Source organism: Pseudomonas sp. MC6 (assembly GCF_054790575.1).
On record NZ_CP186504.1, the window covers coordinates 5,076,902 to 5,099,933 of the forward strand.

A 23,032-nucleotide genomic window follows, 5' to 3' on the forward strand; every position below is an offset into this window, starting at 1 on the left:
TCAGATGGCTATGACAGTCCATTGCGATATCGTCAGCGCGGAAGGGGAAATCTTTTCCGGCCTGGTCGAGATGGTGATTGCGCACGGTGCACTGGGTGATCTTGGTATCGCTCTGGGTCACGCGCCGCTGATCACTAATCTGAAGCCAGGTCCGATCCGCCTGATCAAGCAAGGCGGGGAACCCGAGGTGTTCTACATCTCCGGTGGTTTCCTCGAGGTTCAGCCGAACATGGTCAAAGTGCTTGCCGATACCGTGCAACGTGCCGCCGACCTGGATGAAGCTCAGGCTCAAGCAGCTCTCAAGGCTGCCGAGCATGCTCTGCATGAAAAAGGCGCTGATTTCGACTACAGCGCTGCGTCAGCACGGCTGGCCGAGGCTGCAGCTCAGCTGCGCACCGTCCAGCAGATCCGCAAGAAGTTTGGCGGTTAATCCGTCAGCCGCTTGTTGTGCGATTGATAAAAAAGGGTAGCCTCGGCTACCCTTTTTTCTTTTCCGAATTCCCGAAACCCGGTCGCAGTCGCTGACCACCCAGGATTGGTAGCCAGTCATGTCTCTTGAAATCGTTATCCTCGCGGCCGGTCAAGGCACTCGTATGCGTTCGGCACTGCCGAAAGTGCTGCACCCGATTGCCGGCAACTCCATGCTGGGCCATGTTATCCACAGCGCCCGGCAACTTGAGCCACAACGCATTCATGTGGTGATCGGCCATGGTGCCGATGTGGTGCGTGAACGCCTGGCCGCTGAGGATCTGAATTTCGTCCTGCAAGACAAACAACTCGGCACCGGTCATGCCACTGCCCAAGCGGTGCCGTTCATTACTGCCGACACGGTGTTGATCCTATACGGTGACGTGCCGCTGATCGAAGTCGAAACCCTGCAACGTTTGCTCAAGCATGTCGTGCCCGGGCAGATGGGTTTGCTAACCGTCGAACTGGAAGACCCAACCGGTTACGGCCGCATCGTGCGCGATGCTGACGGCAAAGTAGCCGCCATTGTTGAGCACAAAGATGCCAGCGAAGCCCAGCGCGCCATTACTGAAGGCAACACCGGCATTCTCGCGGTGCCGGCCAATCGTCTGGCCGATTGGATGAGTCGCCTGTCGAACAACAACGCCCAAGGCGAGTATTACCTGACCGACGTGATCGAAATGGCGGTCAGCGATGGTCTGGTGGTGGCCACCGAACAACCACACGACCCGATGGAGGTGCAGGGCGCCAATGATCGCAAGCAGCTGTCCGAGCTGGAGCGTCATTACCAGCTGCGCGCTGGCCGTCGTTTGATGGCGCAAGGCGTGACCCTGCGTGATCCGGCGCGTTTCGATGTGCGTGGAGAAGTCACTGTGGGTCGCGACGTGCTGATCGATATCAACGTGATCCTCGAAGGCAACGTCGTCATCGAAGACGATGTGGTGATCGGCCCGAATTGTGTGATCAAGGACAGCACCCTGCGCAAAGGCGTGGTGATCAAGGCCAACAGTCATATTGAAGGTGCCGTTATGGGCGAGGGCAGCGATGCCGGCCCGTTTGCGCGTCTGCGTCCAGGCACCGTGCTCGAAGCGCGTGCGCATGTGGGTAACTTTGTTGAACTGAAAAACGCCCATATGGGTGAAGGCGCCAAAGCAGGTCACCTGACTTATCTGGGTGATGCCGAAATCGGTGCGCGTACCAATATTGGCGCCGGCACCATCACCTGCAACTACGATGGCGCCAACAAGTGGAAAACCGTGTTGGGTGCTGACGTGTTCGTCGGCTCCAATAACTCGTTGGTCGCGCCTGTGGATATCTCTGCCGGTGCGACCACGGCAGCCGGTTCGACCATTACGCAGAATGTGGATAACGCGCAGTTGGCCGTGGGCCGAGCGCGGCAGAGGAATATCGACGGCTGGAAGCGGCCGGAGAAGATCAGGAAGAGCTGAGTTATCCACAGCGGTTTTTTGAAGATCAAGAGATCGCAGCCTTCGGCAGCTCCTACGGGAATGTTGAAGGCTGCGATTTTTTTTGGGCGACAGCTTGACGATTTAGGGCTGATAGGTTTTGATTGCTTACGTTATCTTTCGAAACGAAACTTAAGCCATGTCGAAACGCAACACGCCGCAACGCCGCCACAACATCCTCGCCTTGCTCAACGAGCAGGGCGAAGTCAGTGTGGATGAACTGGCCAAGCGTTTCGAAACCTCCGAAGTTACGATTCGCAAGGATCTTGCTGCGCTTGAAAGCCATGGCCTGCTGCTGCGCCGCTACGGCGGGGCGATCACAATGCCCCAAGAGTTGGTAGCGGAAACCGCGCAGAGCGTTTCCAAATACAAACAGGCGATTGCCCGTGCAGCGGTGAAACGCATCCGCGAACACGCGCGGATCATCATCGACAGCGGCAGCACCACCGCCGCCATGATCCCGGAGCTTGGCCAACAGCCCGGTCTGGTAGTGATGACCAACTCCCTGTACGTCGCCAATGCCTTGAGCGAACTCGAACACGAACCGGTGCTGCTGATGACCGGCGGCACCTGGGATCCGCATTCGGAATCCTTTCAGGGCCAGGTCGCCGAGCAGGTACTACGCTCTTACGACTTCGACCAATTGTTCATTGGCGCCGACGGTATCGACCTGATGCGCGGCACCACGACCTTCAATGAGCTGCTCGGTTTGAGCCGGGTCATGGCCGAAGTGGCGCGGGAAGTCATCGTCATGGTCGAGGCCGACAAGATCGGTCGCAAGATTCCCAACCTGGAGCTGCCGTGGAGCAGCGTCCATACCCTAATTACCGATGATCGCCTGCCTAGCGAGGCACGCGATCAGATTCAGGCCCGCGGTATCACCGTGATTTGCGCGGCTGTCAGTCAGGAGAAATAAGCATGTGTGGAATTGTCGGCGCAGTTGCTGAACGTAATATCACCGCCATCCTGCTCGAGGGCCTCAAGCGCCTGGAATACCGCGGCTATGACAGCGCCGGTGTCGCGGTCTTCACCAACGATGAAACCCTTGAGCGCATGCGTCGCCCGGGCAAGGTCAGCGAACTCGAAGCAGCGCTGGCTGAACACCCGCTGGTTGGCCGACTCGGCATTGCCCACACCCGTTGGGCCACCCACGGCGCACCCTGTGAACGCAACGCCCACCCGCATTTTTCCGGCGACATCGCGGTGGTGCACAACGGCATCATCGAAAACCACGAAGCCCTGCGCGAACAGCTGAAAGCGCAGGGTTACGTGTTTACTTCGGATACCGATACCGAAGTCATCGCTCACCTGCTCAACCATAAACTCAAGGATCAGCCTGATCTGAGCGTTGCGCTTAAAGCAACGGTCAAGGAACTGCACGGTGCTTACGGTCTGGCCGTGATCAATGCCAAGCAGCCGGATCGTCTGGTCGCCGCGCGCAGTGGCAGCCCGTTGGTGATCGGTCTGGGTCTGGGCGAGAACTTCCTCGCCTCCGACCAGTTGGCGCTGCGTCAGGTCACCGACCGCTTCATGTACCTGGAAGAAGGCGATATCGCCGAAATTCGCCGCGATGAAGTGCAAGTCTGGGACATCAACGGCAATGCTGTCGAGCGCCAGACCGTGCAGTACAGCGACGGTGCCGAAGCCGCCGACAAAGGTGAATACCGCCACTACATGCTCAAGGAAATCCACGAGCAACCGGCCGTTGTGCAGCGCACCCTCGAAGGTCGCCTGAGCAACGATCAAGTGTTGGTGCAAGCCTTCGGCCCACAAGCCGCCGAGCTGTTTGCCAAAGTCCGCAACGTGCAGATCGTCGCCTGCGGCACCAGCTATCACGCCGGAATGGTGGCGCGTTACTGGCTCGAAGAACTGGCCGGTATCCCGTGCCAGGTCGAAGTCGCCAGCGAATTCCGCTACCGCAAAGTGGTGGTGCAGCCGGACACCCTGTTCGTGACCATCTCGCAGTCCGGTGAAACCGCCGACACCCTGGCAGCCCTGCGCAACGCCAAAGAGCTGGGTTTCCTCGCCAGCCTGGCGATCTGCAACGTCGGCATCAGCTCGCTGGTGCGCGAGTCCGATCTGACCCTGCTGACTCAGGCCGGCCGCGAAATTGGTGTGGCCTCCACCAAAGCCTTCACCACGCAATTGGTCGGCCTGTTGTTGCTGACGCTGTCGCTGGGTCAAGTGCGCGGCACGTTGGCTGACGGCGTTGAAGCGCGTCTGGTCGAAGAGCTGCGTCGTCTGCCAACCCGTCTTGGCGAAGCGCTGGCCATGGACAGCACCGTGGAGAAGATCGCCGAGCTGTTCGCCGAGAAAAACCACACCCTGTTCCTCGGTCGTGGTGCGCAATTCCCGGTGGCGATGGAAGGTGCCCTGAAACTCAAGGAAATCTCCTACATCCACGCCGAAGCCTACCCGGCCGGCGAGCTGAAGCACGGCCCGCTGGCGCTTGTGGATAACGACATGCCGGTGGTCACTGTGGCGCCGAACAACGAACTGCTGGAAAAGCTCAAGTCCAACCTGCAGGAAGTCCGCGCTCGTGGCGGTGAATTGATCGTGTTCGCCGACGAAAAAGCCGGCATGACCAACGGCGAAGGCACCCACGTGGTGCAGATGCCGCATATCCACGACATCCTCTCGCCGATCCTCTACACGGTTCCGCTGCAGTTGCTGTCGTACTACGTTGCGGTGCTCAAGGGCACGGACGTCGATCAGCCACGTAACCTGGCGAAGTCGGTGACGGTGGAATAAGTTATCCACAGCTGACATCGGCGCAAAAAAATCGCAGCTTCGGCTGCGATTTTTGTATCTGACTTGAGGGTCTCCATGGATCGCTTCCAGGAAATGCACATCTTCACCATCGTCGCCCAGGAGCAAGGCTTCTCTGCTGCCGCGCGTCGTCTGGGTTTGTCAGCGGCCAGCGTCACGCGGGCGGTGGCGGCGCTGGAGTTGCGCATCGGCACGCAGTTGTTGATCCGCACCACGCGCAGTGTGCATTTGAGCGAAGCGGGGCAGCGTTACCTGGAAGATTGTCGGCGGATTCTCGCCGAGGTGCAGGAGGCAGAGGATTCGGCGGCGGGCAGTCATGCCGAGCCGCGTGGGCAATTGACGGTGACGGCGCCGGTGTTGTTCGGTGATTTGTTTGTGACGCCGGTGATGGCGCGTTATCTCGCGCAGTATCCGGATGTCACGATCAATGCCGTACTGGTTGATCGTATCGTCAACATGGTTGAGGAGGGCATCGATGTCGCGGTGCGCATTGGTGATCTACCGGACAGCAATCAGCATGCGATTCGGGTCGGGGAGGTGCGTCGGGTCATTTGCGGCTCGCCGGACTACTTTGCCAAATATGGCCGGCCGGCTCATCCCCACGCATTGGCGGGCGCGCCAGTGGTGGCGACTTCAGCGATTGGCCAGCAACGCAGTTGGCCGTTTCTCGACGCGGGCGAACCGCTCAGCGTGCGTCCAGAGCCGCGTCTGATCGTGACCGCCAATCAGGCTGCGATTACAGCAGCTTGCACGGGCTTGGGTTTGACCCGGGTGTTGTCCTATCAAGTGGCGAGTCAGGTTGCCGCCGGCACACTGGAAATAGTGCTCGCCGAATTTGAACTGCCGCCGCTGCCGATCCACGTCGTGTATCAGGGCGGGCGCAAGGCGCCAGCGCGGATCCGCAGTTTTGTCGATTTCACGGCAGAGGCTTTGCGCGAACATCCGGCCTTGAAAAATGCTGCGTTATTTCACTCAGTGAAATAATCGATTGCAGTTGCTGGTGATTCTGTTGTTTTCGCGATAAGTGGAAGATGGCCTCCATCGGCGCTCTCATCCCCGCAGTGGCGCCCCTGTTCAACGGAGTCGACCATGCAAGCGATCAAACTCTACAACTTCCCACGTTCCGGCCACGCCCACCGTGTCGAGCTGATGTTGTCCCTGCTGCAACTACCGACCGAGCTGATCTTCGTCGATCTGGCCAAAGGTGAGCACAAGCAGCCGGCCTACCTCGCGATCAACAGTTTCGGCCAAGTGCCGGCCATTGATGACGACGGCGTGGTGCTGGCCGATTCCAACGCGATTCTGGTGTATCTGGCGCAGAAATACGGCCATGGTCGTTGGCTGCCAACCGATCCTGTCGGCGCCGCACGGGTACAGCGCTGGTTGTCGGCCGCCGCAGGACCGATCGCTTTCGGCCCCGCTGCTGCGCGATTGGTCACGGTGTTTGGTGCCCAACTGAATGCAGAAGAGGCGATTACCCGTGCGCACAACCTGCTCAAGGTGATGGACATCGAATTAGGCAAAACCGTGTATCTGGCCGGTGACGAGCCGAGTATTGCCGACGTTTCGGCCTACAGTTACATCGCCCACGCACCGGAAGGCAACGTGTCGCTGGACGACTACGGCAACGTCCGCGCCTGGCTGGCCCGGGTCGAGGCCCTGCCTGGTTTCGTCGGCATGCCGCGCACGGTTGCCGGTCTGCAAACCACCGCCTGATTTTCGCAATCCACACTGTGCCGACGGTGCAGGGGAGAGGTCGTGATGGAACGTTCACCGTGGCACGCTGGCGAGCAACAGTTGCAAGCGAAGGTCGGGGTTGCTGAACGCATGGAAGCCTTCGGGCGTAAGGTGATTCGCACCTGGATGCCTGATCAGCACCGCGAGTTCTATCAGCAACTGCCCTTCATGCTATACGGCGCAGTCGATGCGCAAGGGCGGCCGTGGGCCAGTGTGCTCGAAGGCGCGCCGGGGTTTGCCCATTCGCCGGATCCCGAGCATCTGCATTTCGCCAGCCAGCCTGCTGCCGATGACCCGGCGCAACTGCGTAACGGCGAACCGATCGGTTTGCTTGGCATCGAGTTGCACACCCGCCGGCGCAATCGCCTTAACGGCCATGTCGGCAATCTGAGCGCTCAGGGTTTTGAGGTGAGCGTGGATCAAGCCTTCGGCAACTGCCCGCAATACATTCAACTGCGCCAGTATCAACGTGTGCCGCTGACGGATCCGCAGACGCGCCCGGCTGAATATCTGCACGGCCTAGATGACGCGGCCACTGCGTTGATCACTGGCGCCGATACGTTTTTCGTCGCCAGTTATGTGGATGTCGAGGGCGAGCGCGCGGTGGATGTTTCTCATCGTGGCGGCCAGGCCGGTTTCGTGCGGGTGGAAGGCAATCGTCTGACCATCCCCGACTTCGCCGGCAACCTGCATTTCAACACTCTCGGCAATCTGTTGCTCAATCCCAAGGCCGGCCTGCTGTTCATCGACTTTTCCACAGGTGATCTGCTGCAACTCAGCGGGCGCACCGAGATCCTTCTCGATGACCCGCAGATCGAGGCGTTTCAAGGTGCGGAACGGTTGTGGACATTTGAAGTGGAGAAACTGGTGCGGCGCCCGGCAGCCTTGGCGTTGCGCTGGCGCTTCGACGGCATGTCGCCGACTAGTCTGTTGACCGGCAATTGGGCTGAGGCGGATGCGCGTTTGCAGGCGCAGGCGCTGGGGAACCAGTGGCGGCCGCTGCGGGTGGCGAAAATTGAGGCGGAGAGCCGCAACATCCGCTCGATCTATCTGGAGCCGAACGATGGCGCCGGTTTACCGGTGTTTCTCGCCGGCCAGCATCTACCGCTGCGTTTCACCATTGATGGCGAGGTGCACATCCGCACCTACAGCCTTTCGAGTGCGCCATCAGATGGTTTCTACCGCATCAGCGTGAAGCGCGAAGGACTGATCTCGTCGCACCTGCATGAGCAGATTCGTGTCGGCGATGTACTCGAAGCACGGGCACCGCAAGGGCATTTCACCGTCGCGCCGCAGGAGCAGCGACCGTTGGTGCTGTTGGCCGCCGGTGTGGGCATCACGCCGTTGCTGTCGATGTTGCGTGAGGTGGTTTACCAAGGCTTACGCACTCGGGGGATTCGTCCGACATTGTTGTTGCAGAGTTCACGCAGCCTCGCGGATCAGCCGTTTCGCAGGGAGCTGGATCGTTTGCTCGAAACCGCAGGTGACTCTGTACGAATCCTGCGATTGCTCAGCCAGCCGGAAGCCGATCTGCAAGAGGGCGAGGATTTCGATGTGCGTGGTCGCATCGACGGCACCGTGCTGAGGAACCTGCTGGATGCCGAAGACTTCGACCAGCTCGACTTTGTGCTTTGCGGCCCCGGTGCTTTTACTCAAGGGTTGTACGACACCCTGCGCGAGCTGGATGTGCGTGACGCACAGATTCATGCGGAAACCTTTGGCCCGTCGACGCTGAAACGTCAGGCCGATCCGGACGCGATCGTCATCGAACAACCGCCCGCAGCGACCACATCGGTCCCGGTGGTGTTCGAGCGCTCGGCGAAAGAGGCGCGCTGGCAGCCCGATGGCGGGAGTTTGCTGGAGCTGGCGGAAAGCCGCGGATTACGGCCGGAGTTCAGTTGCCGCGGTGGTTCGTGCGGTACGTGCAAGACCCGGCTGGTCAGTGGTGCAGTGAATTATCCACAGCTGCCGGCGGATATTCCGGAAGCGGGACATGTGCTGATTTGCTGTGCCGTTCCGGCGCAAAGCAATCAGCCACTGGTCTTAGACCTGTAACCCGAACCCGTGTAGGAGCTGCCGAAGGCCGCGTTCTTTTGATTTTGATTTTTAAAAACAAGATCAAAAGATCGTCCGATCGCGGCCCGAGCCTTCGGCAGCTCCTACAGGGGATCGGTATTCAACCCACGCTCAGGCGTAGGACAGCGATTTCTCTTCCAGCAATTCCTGATACAGCTCTGTCCATTTGCGGCCCATTTCATCGGCTGTGAATAACTGCCGGTAACGCGCTTCGGCTTTCACCCCCATGGCAGCGGCGCGCACCGGGTCTTCCCAGAGCGTGCGCATCGCCTCGCGAAACGCCTGTGGATGACTGGGCGGGACCACCAGCCCGGTTTCGTTGTGAATATTGATGTAGCTGGTGCCAGTGCCGATCTCGCTGGAAATCATCGGTTTGCCGTACATCGCACCTTCCAGCAGCGAGATGCCGAAAGCTTCCGAGCGCAGGTGTGACGGGAAAACAATCGCGTAGCTCAGTTGCAGCAGCGCGACTTTGTCCTCGTCACCCAAGCGTCCGAGGAAATGAATATTGCGCAGGCCCAGCGCTTGCGCTTGAGCGTGCAGTTCCAGTTCCAATGGCCCGGCACCGACAATGACGACGGGATAATCCACGTCTTTCAGCGCCTCGAGCAGAATGTGCAGGCCCTTGTAGTAACGCATCACCCCGACAAACAGAAAAAACTTATCCCCAACCTGCTGGCGCCAGCGATTCATCCGCTCTGCATCCGCCTGTGGATAACCAGCCTTGTTCAAACCGTAGGGAATTACTCGGGTCTTGTTCTGGAACTGTTGCAGCACATCGCTGGTGTGCAGGTAGTTCGGCGAAGCGGCAACAATGCGGTCGGCGCTGGCGAGGAAGCGGTTCATCAACGGGCGATAGAGTTTGAGCAGGTGCTTCTGGCGAATGATGTCCGAGTGATAAGTCACCACACTCGGTTTATTCATCGCACTGGCGAAATGCACCAGGTCCATGAACGGCCACGGGAAGTGGTAATTGACCACGTCGGCCTCGGCCGCCAGTTCGCGAAACTGTTTGAACACGCTCCAGGAAAAACCCGTGGAGGCGAACTGGATGTCGAGTTTGGCGCGGTGCACTTCGTGCTGGCCCAATTTCACCACGGGCGGTGTCGGGTCAGCACTGAGGGTCAGCACCTGGCCGTCGATACCGTGCTGGGCGCCGCTCTCGCACAGTTGGAAGATCACTTGCTCAATGCCGCCGACCGAGTCAGGCAGGTACGTCTTGAAAAAATGAAGAACTCGCATTCAACCTCCCATGGCCTGGCGGTAGGCACTGGCGGTGGCCTGTGCACAACGCTCCCAGGAAAAAAGCCGTGACTGCTGTAACCCGGCTTCTTGGCATGCCTGCCAATGCGCTTGATCGTCGATCAGTCGGCTCAGCGCATCACGCAGGCCTTCTGCATCGTCAGCTTCAATATAGTTGCCCGCTGCACCGGCGACTTCCGGCATCGCCGAAGAATGCGTGAGCACCACCGGGGTGCCACTGGCCATGGCCTCCAGTACCGGCAGACCAAACCCTTCGTACAGCGATGGAAAAATCAGTGCGCGGGCACCGGCCAGCAATTGCGCGACCTGTTCATCGGGCAGATAGCCGAGCAGGCACACATGCCCGCTGGCCAGCGCCTGACGCAAAGGTTCACTGAACTGCTCGCGCTCCCAGCCGGCCATGCCGACGATCAGCAGCGGATAACGCTGGCGCACGGCTTCGGGTAACAGGGCATGGGCGCGCAGGGCCAGGCCAAGGTTCTTGCGCGGCTCCAGCGTGCCCACGCATAGAAAATATTCCCGCGCCGCCACCGCATGCGCCTTGAGCACCGCATCAATGGTGCTCGCCTCGCGCGGATGAAAGCGCTCGGCGATGCCCAGTGGTGCAACGACGAAACGCTCGGCAGGCAGGCTGAAATAGGCTTGAGCTTCCTCGGCGATGGCTTGCGAGTCGGTGAGAATCACTTGGGCTTGCTCCACACCCACGGCCAATCGACGTTCGATTTCCTTGAGCCGCGCCGGGGGCTGGGTCTCAGGGAAATGCAGGTGGGTCAGGTCATGCAGGGTGATCACGGTCGGGCCGTCGAAGGCCAGCGGCCACAGGCTCGGTTCGTGATAGAGGTCGATACCTTGCGCGCGCCCCTGATCGAAGCGTTTCTGCTCCAGCCAGCGGCGCGCCTGATAAGCCCCGGGAATCTGTCGCAGCAGCGGCGTCAGGCGCGAGTAACCGGGCATGGCCGCTTCCGGCAGCGCCGAGCTCCAGCCCCACCCGTGGAACAAGGTCACGTCAATCTCGGGTTCGCTGCGCAAGGCGTTGACCAGTTCGGCAACGTAATGGCCGATGCCGGTGCGCGGCGCCTGGAGAATGCGTGCGTTAAGCGCTATGCGCATGCTGCCTCGCTGGCGCCGCCGGCGCTTGCAGAACATTACGCACACTGCGTTCGGCCAGTTGCTGACTGGCTTCGCGCCAGCCGATCCACTGCCAATCAGCAACATCGCGGGCGGCAGGGAACTGGCCGCTGCACTGGAAGCCGTTGATCAAGTCGGCAAGGCTTTGCGGATCCTGCAAATCGAAATACGCCATGAACTCGCCTCCGATTTCGCGAAACACCGCAATGTCACTACCCATCGCCGGCAAGCCACGCTGCATGGCTTCCACCAAGGGCAAGCCGAAGCCTTCGACGAACGAAGGAAACACCAGTGCACTGGCGTGGGCGTAGGCGTGTTCAAGGCTGGTGTCACTGAGATCGTTAAACATGAACAGACGCTGATTCAGCTCTGGATGATTGCGCACCCGGGCGAGGAGGGCATCGCATTTCCAGCCGACCCGCCCGGCGATGCACAGCCGTGCGGTCGAGCCTGTGATCCAGGCGCGCTCGAAGGCATCAAGCAGATACGCATGGTTCTTGCGTGGTTCGATGGTGCTGACCATCAGGTAAACCGGGTCTGTTGTCGTGAACAATTGCTTCAGGCGCGGATCGACCGTCGCATGGTCGGTATGCAGATCCAGTTCGGAACCCAAGTGAAAGAAATCGAACCAGCGCTGGTCGGTTTGTTCGGCACCGATTCTGCGCTGCAATTCTTCACGCACCTGATCGCGCACCGTGGCGGAAATCGCCATGTAGCCGTCGGCCGTGCGGGTGATCCAGTCGAACCACTCGCTGAAAACCTCGACCAGACGCGTGTCGTAAAACTGCGGATGAGTCAGAGGGATCAAGTCGTAGATCACCGCGATCATGCCGACGCCGTCGCGTTTGAGTCGCTCGACGTGGGCGAACAAATCCGAGTGCCAGGATGAATCCAGCAACACCAGTTGATCGCCCGGCCGATGTTGCAGGGGGGAGCAACGTTTGAGCAGTTGCGTGCGGTTGATCTGTCGGATCAGGCGGATCGGCAGGCCGAACGCGCCGAAGATTGTCAGCCGGTAGCCGACATACAAAATCCGTCGCGCCAGTTTCGAGGTGAGTTGCGCATCACGACGCTGATGCCACTGCCAGAAGCGATGAGCGAGGCGCTCCAGGCGTCCTCCGAAGGTTTCCAGCCTGTTGAAAAAAGGCGTATCGAGCGATGCCAGTTGCAGCACGCGGTAGAGTTCGCCATTGAGTACCACCACCGGCATGCACTCCACACCTGCGGCGCTGGCGGGCAGTTGCTTGATGACGTTGCGCACCACACGCTGAATCCCCGAGTTGATGGTCGGGTGTTTGAACACATGGGTGCATTCGACGAGCAAGCGGGTCATGGCAAGCGCTCGACAGGCCGGACTTCGGTGTCGCGCGAGATGGTGGTCTTGGCACCCAGCCATGAGCAGCCGACAAAATCTTCCTGCCGATTGTTGATCACGTGGAACACCAGCCCGTAGTCGCGCCATTCGAAATTGCGATCGAGGTGAGAGTCCAGGCGCGACAGGCTCAGCGATACGGAATAATTGCCTTTGCCCAATCCCATGACGAAAGCGAAGCGATAGGTGAAACGCTCGCCGGCGTGCAGGTCGGTCAGCGCCTTGTCGAGGCGGTGGGTGTTGATGCCGTACATCATCTGGCCCAGACGATCCTTGAGGATAAAACCCAGTACCAGCCGTTCGATGTCCTTGCGCACTTCAACTTTCACTTCGAGCACCACCGCTTGACCGACTTCGGCAGCGTCGATGCTGCGATCGTTTTCATCGAGCAGGCGCACGCCGAGAATCGCTGCTTCGCCGGTACCGGAGACGGTTTGCACTTCGCCGCCGGCGAGCATTTCCTGACGGACGATCTGGCCCTCGCGTTCGGCCATCAGCGCGTTGTAATAATCGAGCACGGGTTCGGGTTTGCCGTACATGGCCATGCGGCCATCCTTGAGCAGAATCGCCGAATCGCAGATCGATTGAATGGCCGAACGGTCGTGGGACACGATCAGCAGCGTGGTGCCGGATTTGCGGAAACTGCGGATGCGTTCGAAGCTTTTGTGCTGGAAGTAGGCGTCGCCCACCGACAGTGCCTCGTCGACGATAAGGATGTCCGGGCGTCGCGCCGTGGCAACGCTGAACGCCAGGCGCATCTGCATGCCGCTGGAGTAAGTGCGTACCGGCTGGTCGATGGCGTCGCCGATCTCGGCGAAATGCTCGATGTCGGGTATCAGTGCCTCGATTTCTTCGAGCTGCATGCCCAGCAACTGGCCGGCCATGATGGCGTTCTGGCGACCGGTGAAATCCGGGTGGAAACCCATGCCCAGCTCCAGCAGCGCGGCCACGCGGCCTTGCAGTTCGATTGTGCCGGTGGTGGGCTGGGTGGTGCCGGTGATCATCTTCAGCAAAGTGCTTTTGCCCGCGCCGTTGGCGCCGACGATGCCCACCGCTTCACCGGGGGCGATTTCGAATTCGACGTCTTGCAGCACCCAGTGCTGGCGGTGGCGGATCGGCGAAAACGGGAGCAGCCACTCGGCCAGTCGGCTCCAACGGTTAGGGTATTGTTTGTAGGCCTTGCTCAGGCCGGTGACGCGAATATGCCCCATCAGAGTTCATCCACCATTTCGCCGACGCGCTGGCGAAACAGCCGCAGACCGATCAGACAAAACAGCACACCCGTGACGAAGATCGGCAGCAGCGAGCTCCAGACCGGCCACTGACCGTAGAGAAACAGGTTTTGATAACTGCTGAACAGATTGGTCAGCGGGTTGAGTTGCAGCAGGCGCTGTACCCATTCCGGCAGGATCGTGATCGGGTAAACGATCGGCGTCAGCCAAAACCAGAATTGCAGGCAGATGCCGAACAGCTGACCGACATCACGGAAGAACACGTTCAATACGCCGAGGACCATGCCCAGTCCGGCGCAGAACATCATTTGCAGGGCGATCAATGGAATCAGCGCCAACAAGGCCATGCCCGGCCAGCGTCCGGTGATCAGCAGAAAGCCGAGAAACAGGCTGATGATGATCGCGAAGTTGATCCCGGCGTTGCACAGCACTATCACCGGCAGGCAGATGCGCGGGAAGCTGATTTTCTTCAGCAGGTTGGCGTTTTCCAGAAACATGTTCTGGCTGCGCAGGGTAATTTCGGAAAACAGTCCCCACGCCAGCAGCCCGGCGCAGAGGTAGACGCTGTAGGCCATGCTGTCATCCACGCCGGGTAAACGGGCGCGCATGATGTGGGAAAAGATCACGGTGTAAACGACGATCATCGACAGTGGATTGAAGATCGGCCACAGCGCGCCGAACAACGAATTGCGGTACCGGGCTTGAAACTCTCGCTGCACGCTGCCGAGGATGAAGCCCCGGTAGCCATGCAACGAGCGGAACAGGGAAAGCAGCATTTAAACCGTCCTGCCGTATTGGTCTTCGAAGCGAACGATGTCGTCCTCTCCCAGGTATTCGCCGCTTTGCACTTCGATGATCACCAGGTCGATCACCCCGGGGTTTTCCAGGCGATGCTTGTGGCCGGCGGCGATGAAGGTCGATTCGTTCTTGGCTACCAGCGTTGTACCGCTGCCATTGTTGGTGACCTTGGCCATGCCTTCGACCACCACCCAGTGTTCGTTGCGGTGATGGTGCATTTGCAGCGACAACTTGCCGCCAGGCTTGACCACGATGCGCTTGATCTTGAAGCGCGGACCTTCTTCGAGAACCGTGTAAGTACCCCACGGGCGGCTGACGGTACGATGCAACCGATAGGCTTCGTGGGATTTGTCCTTGAGTTGCTTGGCCACGCGGCGTACGTCTTGCGCACGGTCGGCATGGGCCACCAACACCGCGTCGGCGGTGTCGACGATGATCAAGTTATCCACACCCACCGTCGCCACCAGACGACCTTCGCTCTGGACGAAGTTGTTGTGGCTGTCGATGAAAATCGCTTCGCCGCTGGCGCGGTTGTTGTCTGCGTCGGCCGGCACCAATGCCGCGACGGCGCCCCACGAACCGATGTCACTCCAGTCGAAGCCTGCGGGCACGACAACGACTTTTTCCGAGCGCTCCATCAGTGCGTAATCGATGGAAATGTCGGTGATTTCCGCGAACAGCGCCGGCGACAGTTCTTGCTGCAGGCAACCGACGGTTTCAATCGGCGCGCTGGCGGCCATGCAGGCGCGAGTCTGCTCGAGCAGTTCGGGCGCGTGCAATTGCAGCTCGGCAATCACGGTGGCGGTGGTGAAGCAGAACATGCCTGAGTTCCACAGGAAGTTGCCGCTCTCCAGATAATGCGTGGCGGTTTGCAGGTCGGGTTTCTCGACGAAACGCTGCACTTTCGCCGCACCTTTGGCATCCAGTGGGGCACCGGTCTCGATGTAGCCGAAGCCGGTTTCCGCCGCCGTCGGGATCACGCCGAAGGTCACCAGATAGCCGTCTTTGGCCAGATTGACCGCGTGCTCGACCGCCGTTTTCAGCGCGTCCTGATTGACGATCAAATGGTCGGCGGGCATCACCACCATGATCGCGTTATCACCATGCAGTGCTTGCAGCGACAACGCGGCAGCAGCAATGGCCGGCGCCGTGTTGCGCCCGGTCGGCTCCAGCAGGAAGTGCCCGCGATGGCGCGACACGTGGGCGGCGCAATAGTGATCCTTGCTCTGGAAGTAGTACTCGCGGTTGGTCACCGTGACGATGTCACCCCAGCCGTCCAGCAATGCGGCGGCACGCTGGTAGGTCTTGCCCAGCAGCGACTGGCCGTCGGGCAGGGTCATGAACGGCTTGGGATGGCCCTCGCGGGACACCGGCCACAAACGGGTGCCGGCACCGCCGGACAGAATCACGGGGATCAGCATGGCCTACTCCTTGGCGACGCGTTTCATGTCCGCATCCATCATCATGCGGATCAAGGTATCCAGGTCGGTTTTCGGCTTCCAGCCCAGCACGCGCTGAGCCTTGGCCGGATTGCCGAGCAGCACTTCGACTTCGGCCGGGCGGAAGAACGCGGGGTCGATCTTCACGTAATCGCGGTAGTTGAGGCCGACGTGATCGAAGGCGATGCGGCACATTTCCCGTACGGTGGTGGTGATGCCGGTGGCGACCACAAAATCGTCAGGCTTGTCTTGTTGCAACATCAGCCACATGGCTTCGACGTAATCACCGGCAAACCCCCAATCACGTTTGGCGTCGATGTTGCCCAAGGCCAGCTCCTGCTGTTTGCCTTGTTTGATGCGTGCGGCGGCGTCGGTGACCTTGCGGGTGACGAACTCGATGCCGCGCAGTGGCGATTCATGGTTGAAGAGAATGCCGCTGCTGGCGTGCAGGTTGAAGCTTTCGCGGTAGTTGACGGTGATCCAGTGGCCGTACAGCTTGGCCACACCGTAAGGGCTGCGGGGGTAGAAGGGTGTGTTTTCGTCCTGCTGCTCAGCCTGGATCAGACCGAACATTTCACTGGTCGAAGCCTGATAGAAGCGGGTGTGCGGGCTGAATTGACGGATCGCCTCGAGCAGATGGGTAACGCCCAGGCCGTCGACGATGCCGGTGGTCACCGGTTGATCCCACGAGGCGGCGACAAAGCTTTGCGCGGCGAGGTTATATACCTCGTCCGGCGCCGACTTGATGACCGCACGCTGCACCGAGCAGGCATCGGCCATGTCGCCATCGAGATAAACGATGTCGGCTTCGACACCCATCTCGCGCAGGCGCCAGCGCGAATCGCTGCTGCGTCGTGCTACCAGGCCATGAACCTTGTAGCCCTTGTCGAGCAACAGTTTGGCCAGATATGCGCCGTCCTGGCCAGTAATCCCTGTGATCAGTGCACTTTTAGTCATTCTTGTTTTACTCGCTTCTCCCAGTCGGACAGGATCGCCCGCAGGGATTGTTGTGTTGTGATTTCAGGCGTCCATCCGGTGATCCGGCTCAGCTTGGTATGACTGCCGCAAACGCGGCGCTGGTCGGCGCGGCGCATGCGTGCCGGATCTTGAACCAGTTGCACTGGCGCTTCGGCCAGATCGGCCAGTTGTTCAATCAGACTGCGGATGCTCTGCTCGCGCCCTGAGCAGATGTTGTAAACCTGTCCCGGTACACCTTTCTCCAGCAGCGCGAAATAGGCCGAAATCACATCGCCGACATCTAGGAAATCCCGCGTTACGTCGATATCGCCGACTTCCAGTTGCGGGGCTTGCAGGCCCTGTTTGATGCGATTGATCTGACGGGCGGCACTGGCGATGACGAAACCTTCTTTCTGTCCTGCGCCGATGTGGTTGAACGGCCGCGCGACGAGCACCGGCCAGTCCTCACTCAAACCCCATTGCAGGCTGAGAAACTCGGCCGAGAGTTTGCTCACCGCATACGGATTGCGCGGGCAGGGCGCTTGTTGTTCGGTGATCGGCAGATCGCTTTCGCTGACCTGGCCGTAAACGTCGCCGGAGCTGACGTACAGGAAGGTGCCCTGAAAACCACGGGCCTTGAGAGCCTGCAACAGATTGAGGGTGCCGAGCAGATTGATGTCGAAGGTCCGTGCCGGGTCGCGGAAGGCTTCGGGGACGAACGTCTGGCCGGCCAGATGAATGACCGCGTCAGGCATTTGCGGCCACAGGTCGACAAGGCTGTCTGGAGCCGTCAGGTCGTAACGTGAAGCTGCAGGCAGCAGTTCCCACGCAGAGTCAGGCGAGGCCAAACGTGACTGAATATGTTGTCCAACGAATCCACTGAGACCCGTGACGAACAGACGCTTTTTCAAACAGCGACCCCTTGGTCTTGGTTTTCGCAGCACTTCCTACAGGCTTTAGAGAAGGGTCTGTCAGACCGGTTGGAAAAAACCGCTAAGACGACAGGCGAAAACGTTGTTGTAGTTATTTGCTGTCAATCTGTGCCAATTGCCGAGCAATTTCAACTGGCCATACCGTGACTGGTCAGTTCTCGTCAGCGTAGCGGATTTATTCTCGCCGGGCGGTTCACGAATACCTGACGGATGTGTTTAGAATGCCCTTCGTCGCCAAATCCCGGGCTTTGATTCGAGAACCGCGACGCAGGGTGAAACCGACCACTAAAACAAGAACGAAGACGTACCCGATGACGAAGGACGAAGGCTGGCCATGCCGACTCGATCCAGCGCACGGCCGTCATAGCATGAAGGTACCGGGATGGCGCCTTCATCGTGGGATGCCATGAATTTCATTCTTTACTCGGACGTCAATGACAGTTCCATCGGCCAGAGTCTCGGCCGTCCGGAATACAGTTATTACTTCGTGCTCAAGGCCTATCGCCCGGTGCTGGAAAGCCTTGGGCGCGTGCACGTGGTCGCGTCCACCGCCGACGTCGATCCGCTGTATCGACAACTGCTCGCCGCTGGCGAAGACAGCCTGTTCCTGTCGTTCACTCCGCCGCAGAAAACCCCGGTCGACCTCGAATGCCCGACGGTGTGTGTGGTGGCCTGGGAGTTCGACTCGATTCCTGACGAACAGTGGGACAACGACCCGCGTCAGGACTGGACGCAGATGCTCGCTCGCCATGGGCGGGTTATCACGCTGTCGAGCCACACCGCTCGAGCCATTCGTCGTGCCATGGGCGAAGACTTCCCTGTGCTGGTATTGCCCACGCCGCTGTGGGAAAACTTCGCGGCGATCCGTCAGCAGACACTGGGTGCGCCAGTCAATCCAGGCACCACGCTGGCGATCAAGGGCTGCATTTTCGATACTCGCACCCTCGGCCTCTGCGCCGATGCACTGATCCCGACACCGATCACGCCGGAAGAAGAAGCCGCGCTGGCGGCCGAAATCGAAGCCGCGCGTCCGCCACCGCTGACCCTCCAACGCCGCTTCGTCATTGCCCGGCATTACCTGCGTCTATGGGTGCTGGATCTGGGACACGAGCAGGCAGAACCGGTGCCACGGGTGAAGTTTCTCTACAACTGGTATTGGGAAGGCATTCGCGATCTGGTGCCAGATACGCTGCACGGCTGGCTCGAACAACGCTTGCCGGCGGTGTGTGGGCCGCTGCCGGTCCCCGTCGTCGAACCGGTGACGCTGAACTTGCCGGACACCACTTCGGTGGTCGAAACCACGGTCGACGGTGTGGTTTATGTCACCGTGTTCAACCCCAGGGATGGCCGCAAGAACTGGCATCAACTGATCACCGCATTCTGTTGGGCGTTTCGCGAAACGTCCGACGCGACGCTTGTGTTGAAGATTACCCAGAACGATCTGGCTTCCTATTACAGCGAGTTGATGACATTGCTTGCGCAACTCACGCCGTTCGCCTGCCGGGTGGTGGTGATGCACGGTTATCTCGACGACACGCAGTACGCCAGGCTGTATCAGGCCGCAAGTTTCTACGTGAACGCCTCGCGCTGTGAAGGCCTGTGCCTGCCGCTCATGGAGTTCATGTCCAGCGGCACACCGGTGATCGCCCCCGATCACACGGCGATGGAAGACTACATCGATGACGCGGTGGCATTCGTGATCAAGTCCAGCGAAGAGCTGACGATCTGGCCGCAGGACACGCGCATCATCTACCGTACTTTGCGCTATCGCCCGGACTGGGGCTCGCTGAAACACGCCTACGAAAACAGCTATCGGATGGCCAAGACCCAGCCACTGGATTATCAGCAGATGTCGGCGGCCGCCATCGAACGCATGCACGATTACTGCGCGTTCGCCCCGGTGCAAAAACGCATGGCGGACTTTTTCGCGCTGGCCTCCGATGCTGCCGATGTCGCGCCCGTGACGGATAACGCCTCATGCTGATCATCATTCATTCGGAAACCAACCAGCACACCATCGCGCAGAACCTCGGGCGTTCGGAGTACAGCTATTACTTCGTGCTCAAGGAGTACCGTCCGGTGCTCGAACGGCTCGGGCGGGTGGTGGAAGTGCTCGATCCGCAAGCCGAGGTCGATGCGCTGTACCTGGAATGCCTGAGCCGTGGCGAGCCGTGTGTATTTCTGTCGTTCTCGCCGCCGCATCGCACCCCGGTGCACCTGGCGTGTCCGACGTTGCCGGTGTTTGCGTGGGAATTCAGCACCATCCCCAACGAGCCGTTTGCCGGTGAACCGCGCAACGACTGGCGCACGGTGCTGGCAGCCTGTGGCGCAGCGATCACCCATTCCAATTACACGGTCAACGCCGTGCGCGAAGCGATGACGGATGACTACCCGATCGTTGCGGTGCCGGCACCGGTGTGGGATCGCTTTGCGGCCCGTGGCGCGCAGTTGCAGGGGCAAACCTCGACGGGGCCGCTGCGCCTGACTATCAAAGGGCTGGTGGCGGACAGTCGCAAGCTCGACTTGAATGCCTTTGGCCCAGCGCATCTGCGCAGTGGTGAGGGCATCGATTTCACTGCGCCGGTCACCGAACAAGAGTTGTTGCTCGACGGCGTGGTGTACACCTCGGTGTTCAATCCCGGCGACGGGCGCAAGAATTGGGAAGACATGCTCAGCGCCTTCTGTGTCAGTTTCCGCGACGTCGAAGACGCCACGCTGGTCCTCAAACTGACCCATCACGATGCCGAAGAAGCGCTCAGCGACATCCTCCATCACCTGTATAAAAACCAGTCCTACCGTTGCCGCATCGTGTTGATCTACGGCTATCTCGCCGACCCGGATTACGAGCGTCTGGTGCAGGCCACCCGTTATGTAGTCAACACCTCGTATGGCGAAGGCCAGTGCTTGCCGCTGATGGAATTCATGTCCTGCGGCAAACCGGCGGTGGCACCGCGCACCACGGCGATGATCGATTACCTGAGCGCCGACAACGCCTTTCTGATCGAGTCCACGGATGAACTCACCGCGTGGCCGCACGACCCGCGTCGAGCCTTTCGCACCTTGCGTTACGTAACCAACTGGGCGTCGTTGTGTGAAGCCTACAAGGCCAGTTACGACGTGGCGAAAAACCACCCGGCGCGTTACGCACAGATGTCGGCGCAAGCCGTCAGCAGTCTGCAAGGTTTCTGCAGTCAGGCCGTGGCCGAACAACGCTTACAGGTGTTCCTCGCGCAATTGTTCGAACAACGCGCAGTGGCCATGGAAGCCCCTGAAGCATGACCAGCAAACGGATCATGGACATTGAAGTCCTGCGCGCGATTGCCGTGTTGGGCGTGTTGTTCCACCACATGCAGGGCAGCCTGTTCACCGACCCGGTGCCGTTGCTGGAGAAGATTCATGGCTGGGCGCAGCCGTGGTGGGGCGTCGATCTGTTCTTTGCGATCTCCGGTTTTGTCATCGCCCGTAGCCTGATCCCGACGCTGCAAGGCTGTACGACGCGGCAGGAATACTGGCAGGAGACCCGAAATTTCTGGCTGCGCCGGGCGTTTCGCTTGTTGCCGTCGGCCTGGTTGTGGCTGGCGCTGATGCTGCTGGCCTGCGTGTTTCTCAATCGCTCCGGGGCGTTCGGCACGCTGAGCGCCAACTTGCAAGCGACGCTGGCCGGGGTGCTGCAGTACGCGAACTTTCGTTTTGCCGACAGCTTCTTTCATTACGAATACGGCAGCAGTTTCGTATATTGGAGCCTGGCGCTGGAGGAGCAGTTTTATCTGCTGTTCCCGCTGTTGATTCTGCTGTTTCGCCGGCGTCTGGTCTGGGCATTGCTGGCGCTGGTGGCGGTGCAGATTCTGACCGTGCGCACACCGTTGCTGATGGTCGTGCGTACAGACGCGCTGGCCCTCGGCGTGCTGTTGGCGATGTGGAGCGCGCAGCCGGGTTATCAACGCTGGCAGCCGACCTTCCTGCGTCGACCGTGGGCCGGAATTTCGGCGTTGATCGCCATCGGATCACTGTTGAGCTTCATGGCCACTGACCGTTTCACCTTTGCTCCTTACCGCATCGGCTCGATTGCCGTACTCGGCGCCTTGCTTGTGTGGATCGCTTCGTACAACCGCGACTACCTGATGCCTGCCGGTGCTGTGCAGCGTGTGCTGGCGTGGGTCGGCAGTCGCTCCTACGGTATGTACCTGATCCACATTCCGGCCTATCAACTGGTACGTGAACTGATCTTCCGTTTGCAGAGCGCCGGTTTGCCCAGCCCCGCCGGGCATCCGATCGTCACACTGCTGCTGGCGTTCGGCCTGATCGTGCTGCTCAGCGAACTGAATTATCGCCTTATCGAAATGCCGATGCGCAACCGTGGCGCTGCGCTGGTCAAACGCCTCGGCACGTCTCGAACCGCCATCCCATCCTCTGGAGCTACCTCATGCTGAGCCTTTTGAAGAAACTCACGGCGGGCACGCCTGCTCCGGTCGCCGCGCAGCCTGTCGTGGCGGTCGCCGAGAAGACCGATCCGTACATGCTCGGCCTGCACGATGCGATGCTCAGTGGCTGGTTCAACCAGGAAACCGGCGAGCTGTTCAAAGGCTTTCCGGTGACCGCCGCCGACACCTTGCTCGACGTCGGCTGCGGTGATGGCGGCAATGTGCACTTCTGTGGCATGCGTGGGGCGAAGATCATCATTGCCGATATCGACGGAGCGAAGGTCGAAGCGACCCGTCAGCGTCTCAGCGATACGCCAGCGCGGGACATCGAATGCCACGTCACCGACTGCAATCCACTGCCGATTGCCGACGGCACGGCCACGCGTGTGGTCTCGACGGAAGTCATCGAGCACGTCGACGACCCGGCGCAGTTCCTTGCCGAACTGGTACGCGTCGGCAAGCCGGGGGCCCTGTACCTGCTGAGCGTGCCGCACCCAAGCTCCGAAGACCTGCAAAAAGACATCGCCGCGGCGGAGTATTTCCAGAAGCCCAACCACATTCGCATCATCAGCGAAGAACAGTTCAAGGCGATGGTCAGTGAAGCCGGGCTGGAGATCATCAGCCACAGCCAGTACGGTTTTTACTGGTCGATGTGGATGTTGCTGTTCTGGGAAGCCAAGGTCGACTTCAGCAACCCGGATCATCCGTTGCTCAATCACTGGGCCGACACCTGGCAAGCGGTGCTGGACTCGCCGCGTGGCGCGCAGATCAAACAGGCGCTGGATGCGGTGGTTGCGAAAAGCCAGGTGATCATCGCCCGTAAACCCGCCGCCCCCCTGTAGGAGCTGCGGCACGCTGCGATCTTTTGATCTTGATCCTGAAAAAAGATCAAAAGATCGCAGCCTCGTTTCACTCGACAGCTCCTACAGGGTTTTTGTGTAACCTTGCAGCCTTGTGGTGTCAGGGGGTTGGAA

Annotated in this window: 19 protein-coding genes; 11 read left to right on the top strand and 8 right to left on the bottom strand. The window is 60.0% G+C overall.

Translation table 11 applies throughout. The features are described 5' to 3' along the window. The first annotated feature begins 4 nt into the window (after window positions 1-4). The 7 genes from ACOYXE_RS22655 to ACOYXE_RS22685 all read left to right on the top strand — a co-directional run bounded on the left by ACOYXE_RS22655 (window position 5) and on the right by ACOYXE_RS22685 (window position 8,495). On the top strand, window positions 5-430 hold the full coding sequence (locus ACOYXE_RS22655) for a F0F1 ATP synthase subunit epsilon (protein WP_007911962.1): 426 nt from the start codon (window positions 5-7) through the stop codon (window positions 428-430). Window positions 431-548: 118 nt separating this feature from the next. Further along, a complete protein-coding gene (gene glmU, locus ACOYXE_RS22660) occupies window positions 549-1,916 on the top strand; it encodes a bifunctional UDP-N-acetylglucosamine diphosphorylase/glucosamine-1-phosphate N-acetyltransferase GlmU (protein ID WP_460926679.1) in 1,368 nt (455 codons plus the stop codon). 157 nt (window positions 1,917-2,073) lie between these two features. Then, on the top strand, window positions 2,074-2,850 hold the full coding sequence (locus tag ACOYXE_RS22665) for a DeoR/GlpR family DNA-binding transcription regulator (RefSeq protein WP_160060025.1): 777 nt from the start codon (window positions 2,074-2,076) through the stop codon (window positions 2,848-2,850). A gap of 2 nt (window positions 2,851-2,852) precedes the next feature. Beyond that, complete coding sequence (glmS, locus tag ACOYXE_RS22670; protein WP_460926680.1) at window positions 2,853-4,685, top strand: glutamine--fructose-6-phosphate transaminase (isomerizing); 1,833 nt, start codon at window positions 2,853-2,855, stop codon at window positions 4,683-4,685. A 75-nt stretch (window positions 4,686-4,760) separates the two neighbouring features. Beyond that, a complete protein-coding gene (locus tag ACOYXE_RS22675) occupies window positions 4,761-5,687 on the top strand; it encodes a LysR family transcriptional regulator (protein ID WP_160060023.1) in 927 nt (308 codons plus the stop codon). Between the two features lie 105 nt (window positions 5,688-5,792). Next, entirely contained in the window at window positions 5,793-6,419 is a 627-nt protein-coding gene (locus ACOYXE_RS22680) for a glutathione S-transferase family protein (RefSeq protein WP_160060022.1), read from the top strand. Window positions 6,420-6,464: 45 nt separating this feature from the next. Beyond that, window positions 6,465-8,495, top strand: a complete 2,031-nt coding sequence (locus tag ACOYXE_RS22685) for a pyridoxamine 5'-phosphate oxidase family protein (RefSeq protein ID WP_460926681.1) — start codon at window positions 6,465-6,467, stop codon at window positions 8,493-8,495. A gap of 132 nt (window positions 8,496-8,627) precedes the next feature. On the opposite strand, the gene ACOYXE_RS22690 is transcribed toward ACOYXE_RS22685, so the two are convergent. From ACOYXE_RS22690 to ACOYXE_RS22725, 8 genes are read right to left on the bottom strand one after another with little or no spacing between them, the layout of a single operon-like run. Beyond that, window positions 8,628-9,758, bottom strand: a complete 1,131-nt coding sequence (locus ACOYXE_RS22690) for a glycosyltransferase family 4 protein (protein ID WP_160060020.1) — start codon at window positions 9,756-9,758, stop codon at window positions 8,628-8,630. Beyond that, window positions 9,759-10,889: a glycosyltransferase family 4 protein gene (locus ACOYXE_RS22695; protein ID WP_460926682.1), complete on the bottom strand. Its 1,131-nt coding sequence runs from the start codon at window positions 10,887-10,889 to the stop codon at window positions 9,759-9,761. Next, window positions 10,873-12,240, bottom strand: a complete 1,368-nt coding sequence (locus ACOYXE_RS22700) for a glycosyltransferase family 4 protein (protein ID WP_160060018.1) — start codon at window positions 12,238-12,240, stop codon at window positions 10,873-10,875. Before ACOYXE_RS22700 ends, ACOYXE_RS22695 begins: the two co-directional genes overlap by 17 nt. Further along, on the bottom strand, window positions 12,237-13,490 hold the full coding sequence (locus ACOYXE_RS22705; RefSeq protein WP_160060017.1) for an ABC transporter ATP-binding protein: 1,254 nt from the start codon (window positions 13,488-13,490) through the stop codon (window positions 12,237-12,239). The genes ACOYXE_RS22700 and ACOYXE_RS22705 overlap by 4 nt, the downstream gene beginning before the upstream one ends. Beyond that, window positions 13,490-14,287, bottom strand: coding sequence for an ABC transporter permease (locus ACOYXE_RS22710; protein ID WP_123454862.1), 798 nt, complete (start codon window positions 14,285-14,287; stop codon window positions 13,490-13,492). Before ACOYXE_RS22710 ends, ACOYXE_RS22705 begins: the two co-directional genes overlap by 1 nt. After that, a complete protein-coding gene (locus ACOYXE_RS22715; RefSeq protein ID WP_160060016.1) occupies window positions 14,288-15,730 on the bottom strand; it encodes a mannose-1-phosphate guanylyltransferase/mannose-6-phosphate isomerase in 1,443 nt (480 codons plus the stop codon). Between the two features lie 3 nt (window positions 15,731-15,733). Next, window positions 15,734-16,705 (bottom strand): GDP-mannose 4,6-dehydratase, encoded by a 972-nt coding sequence (gene gmd / locus ACOYXE_RS22720; RefSeq protein ID WP_160060015.1) that lies wholly within the window; start codon window positions 16,703-16,705, stop codon window positions 15,734-15,736. Beyond that, window positions 16,702-17,616: a GDP-mannose 4,6-dehydratase gene (locus tag ACOYXE_RS22725; protein ID WP_160060014.1), complete on the bottom strand. Its 915-nt coding sequence runs from the start codon at window positions 17,614-17,616 to the stop codon at window positions 16,702-16,704. The genes gmd and ACOYXE_RS22725 overlap by 4 nt, the downstream gene beginning before the upstream one ends. 427 nt (window positions 17,617-18,043) lie before the next feature. On the opposite strand from ACOYXE_RS22725, the gene ACOYXE_RS22730 reads away from it, so the two are divergent. The 4 genes from ACOYXE_RS22730 to ACOYXE_RS22745 are packed head-to-tail and all read left to right on the top strand — an operon-like array spanning window position 18,044 to window position 22,900. After that, window positions 18,044-19,621: a glycosyltransferase gene (locus ACOYXE_RS22730; protein ID WP_238785186.1), complete on the top strand. Its 1,578-nt coding sequence runs from the start codon at window positions 18,044-18,046 to the stop codon at window positions 19,619-19,621. Further along, window positions 19,615-20,916, top strand: a complete 1,302-nt coding sequence (locus tag ACOYXE_RS22735; protein WP_405122610.1) for a glycosyltransferase — start codon at window positions 19,615-19,617, stop codon at window positions 20,914-20,916. The genes ACOYXE_RS22730 and ACOYXE_RS22735 overlap by 7 nt, the downstream gene beginning before the upstream one ends. Next, window positions 20,913-22,067, top strand: coding sequence for an acyltransferase family protein (locus tag ACOYXE_RS22740; protein WP_160060011.1), 1,155 nt, complete (start codon window positions 20,913-20,915; stop codon window positions 22,065-22,067). The genes ACOYXE_RS22735 and ACOYXE_RS22740 overlap by 4 nt, the downstream gene beginning before the upstream one ends. Further along, window positions 22,061-22,900, top strand: a complete 840-nt coding sequence (locus ACOYXE_RS22745) for a class I SAM-dependent methyltransferase (protein ID WP_034152164.1) — start codon at window positions 22,061-22,063, stop codon at window positions 22,898-22,900. Before ACOYXE_RS22740 ends, ACOYXE_RS22745 begins: the two co-directional genes overlap by 7 nt. Window positions 22,901-23,032: the final 132 nt, after the last annotated feature.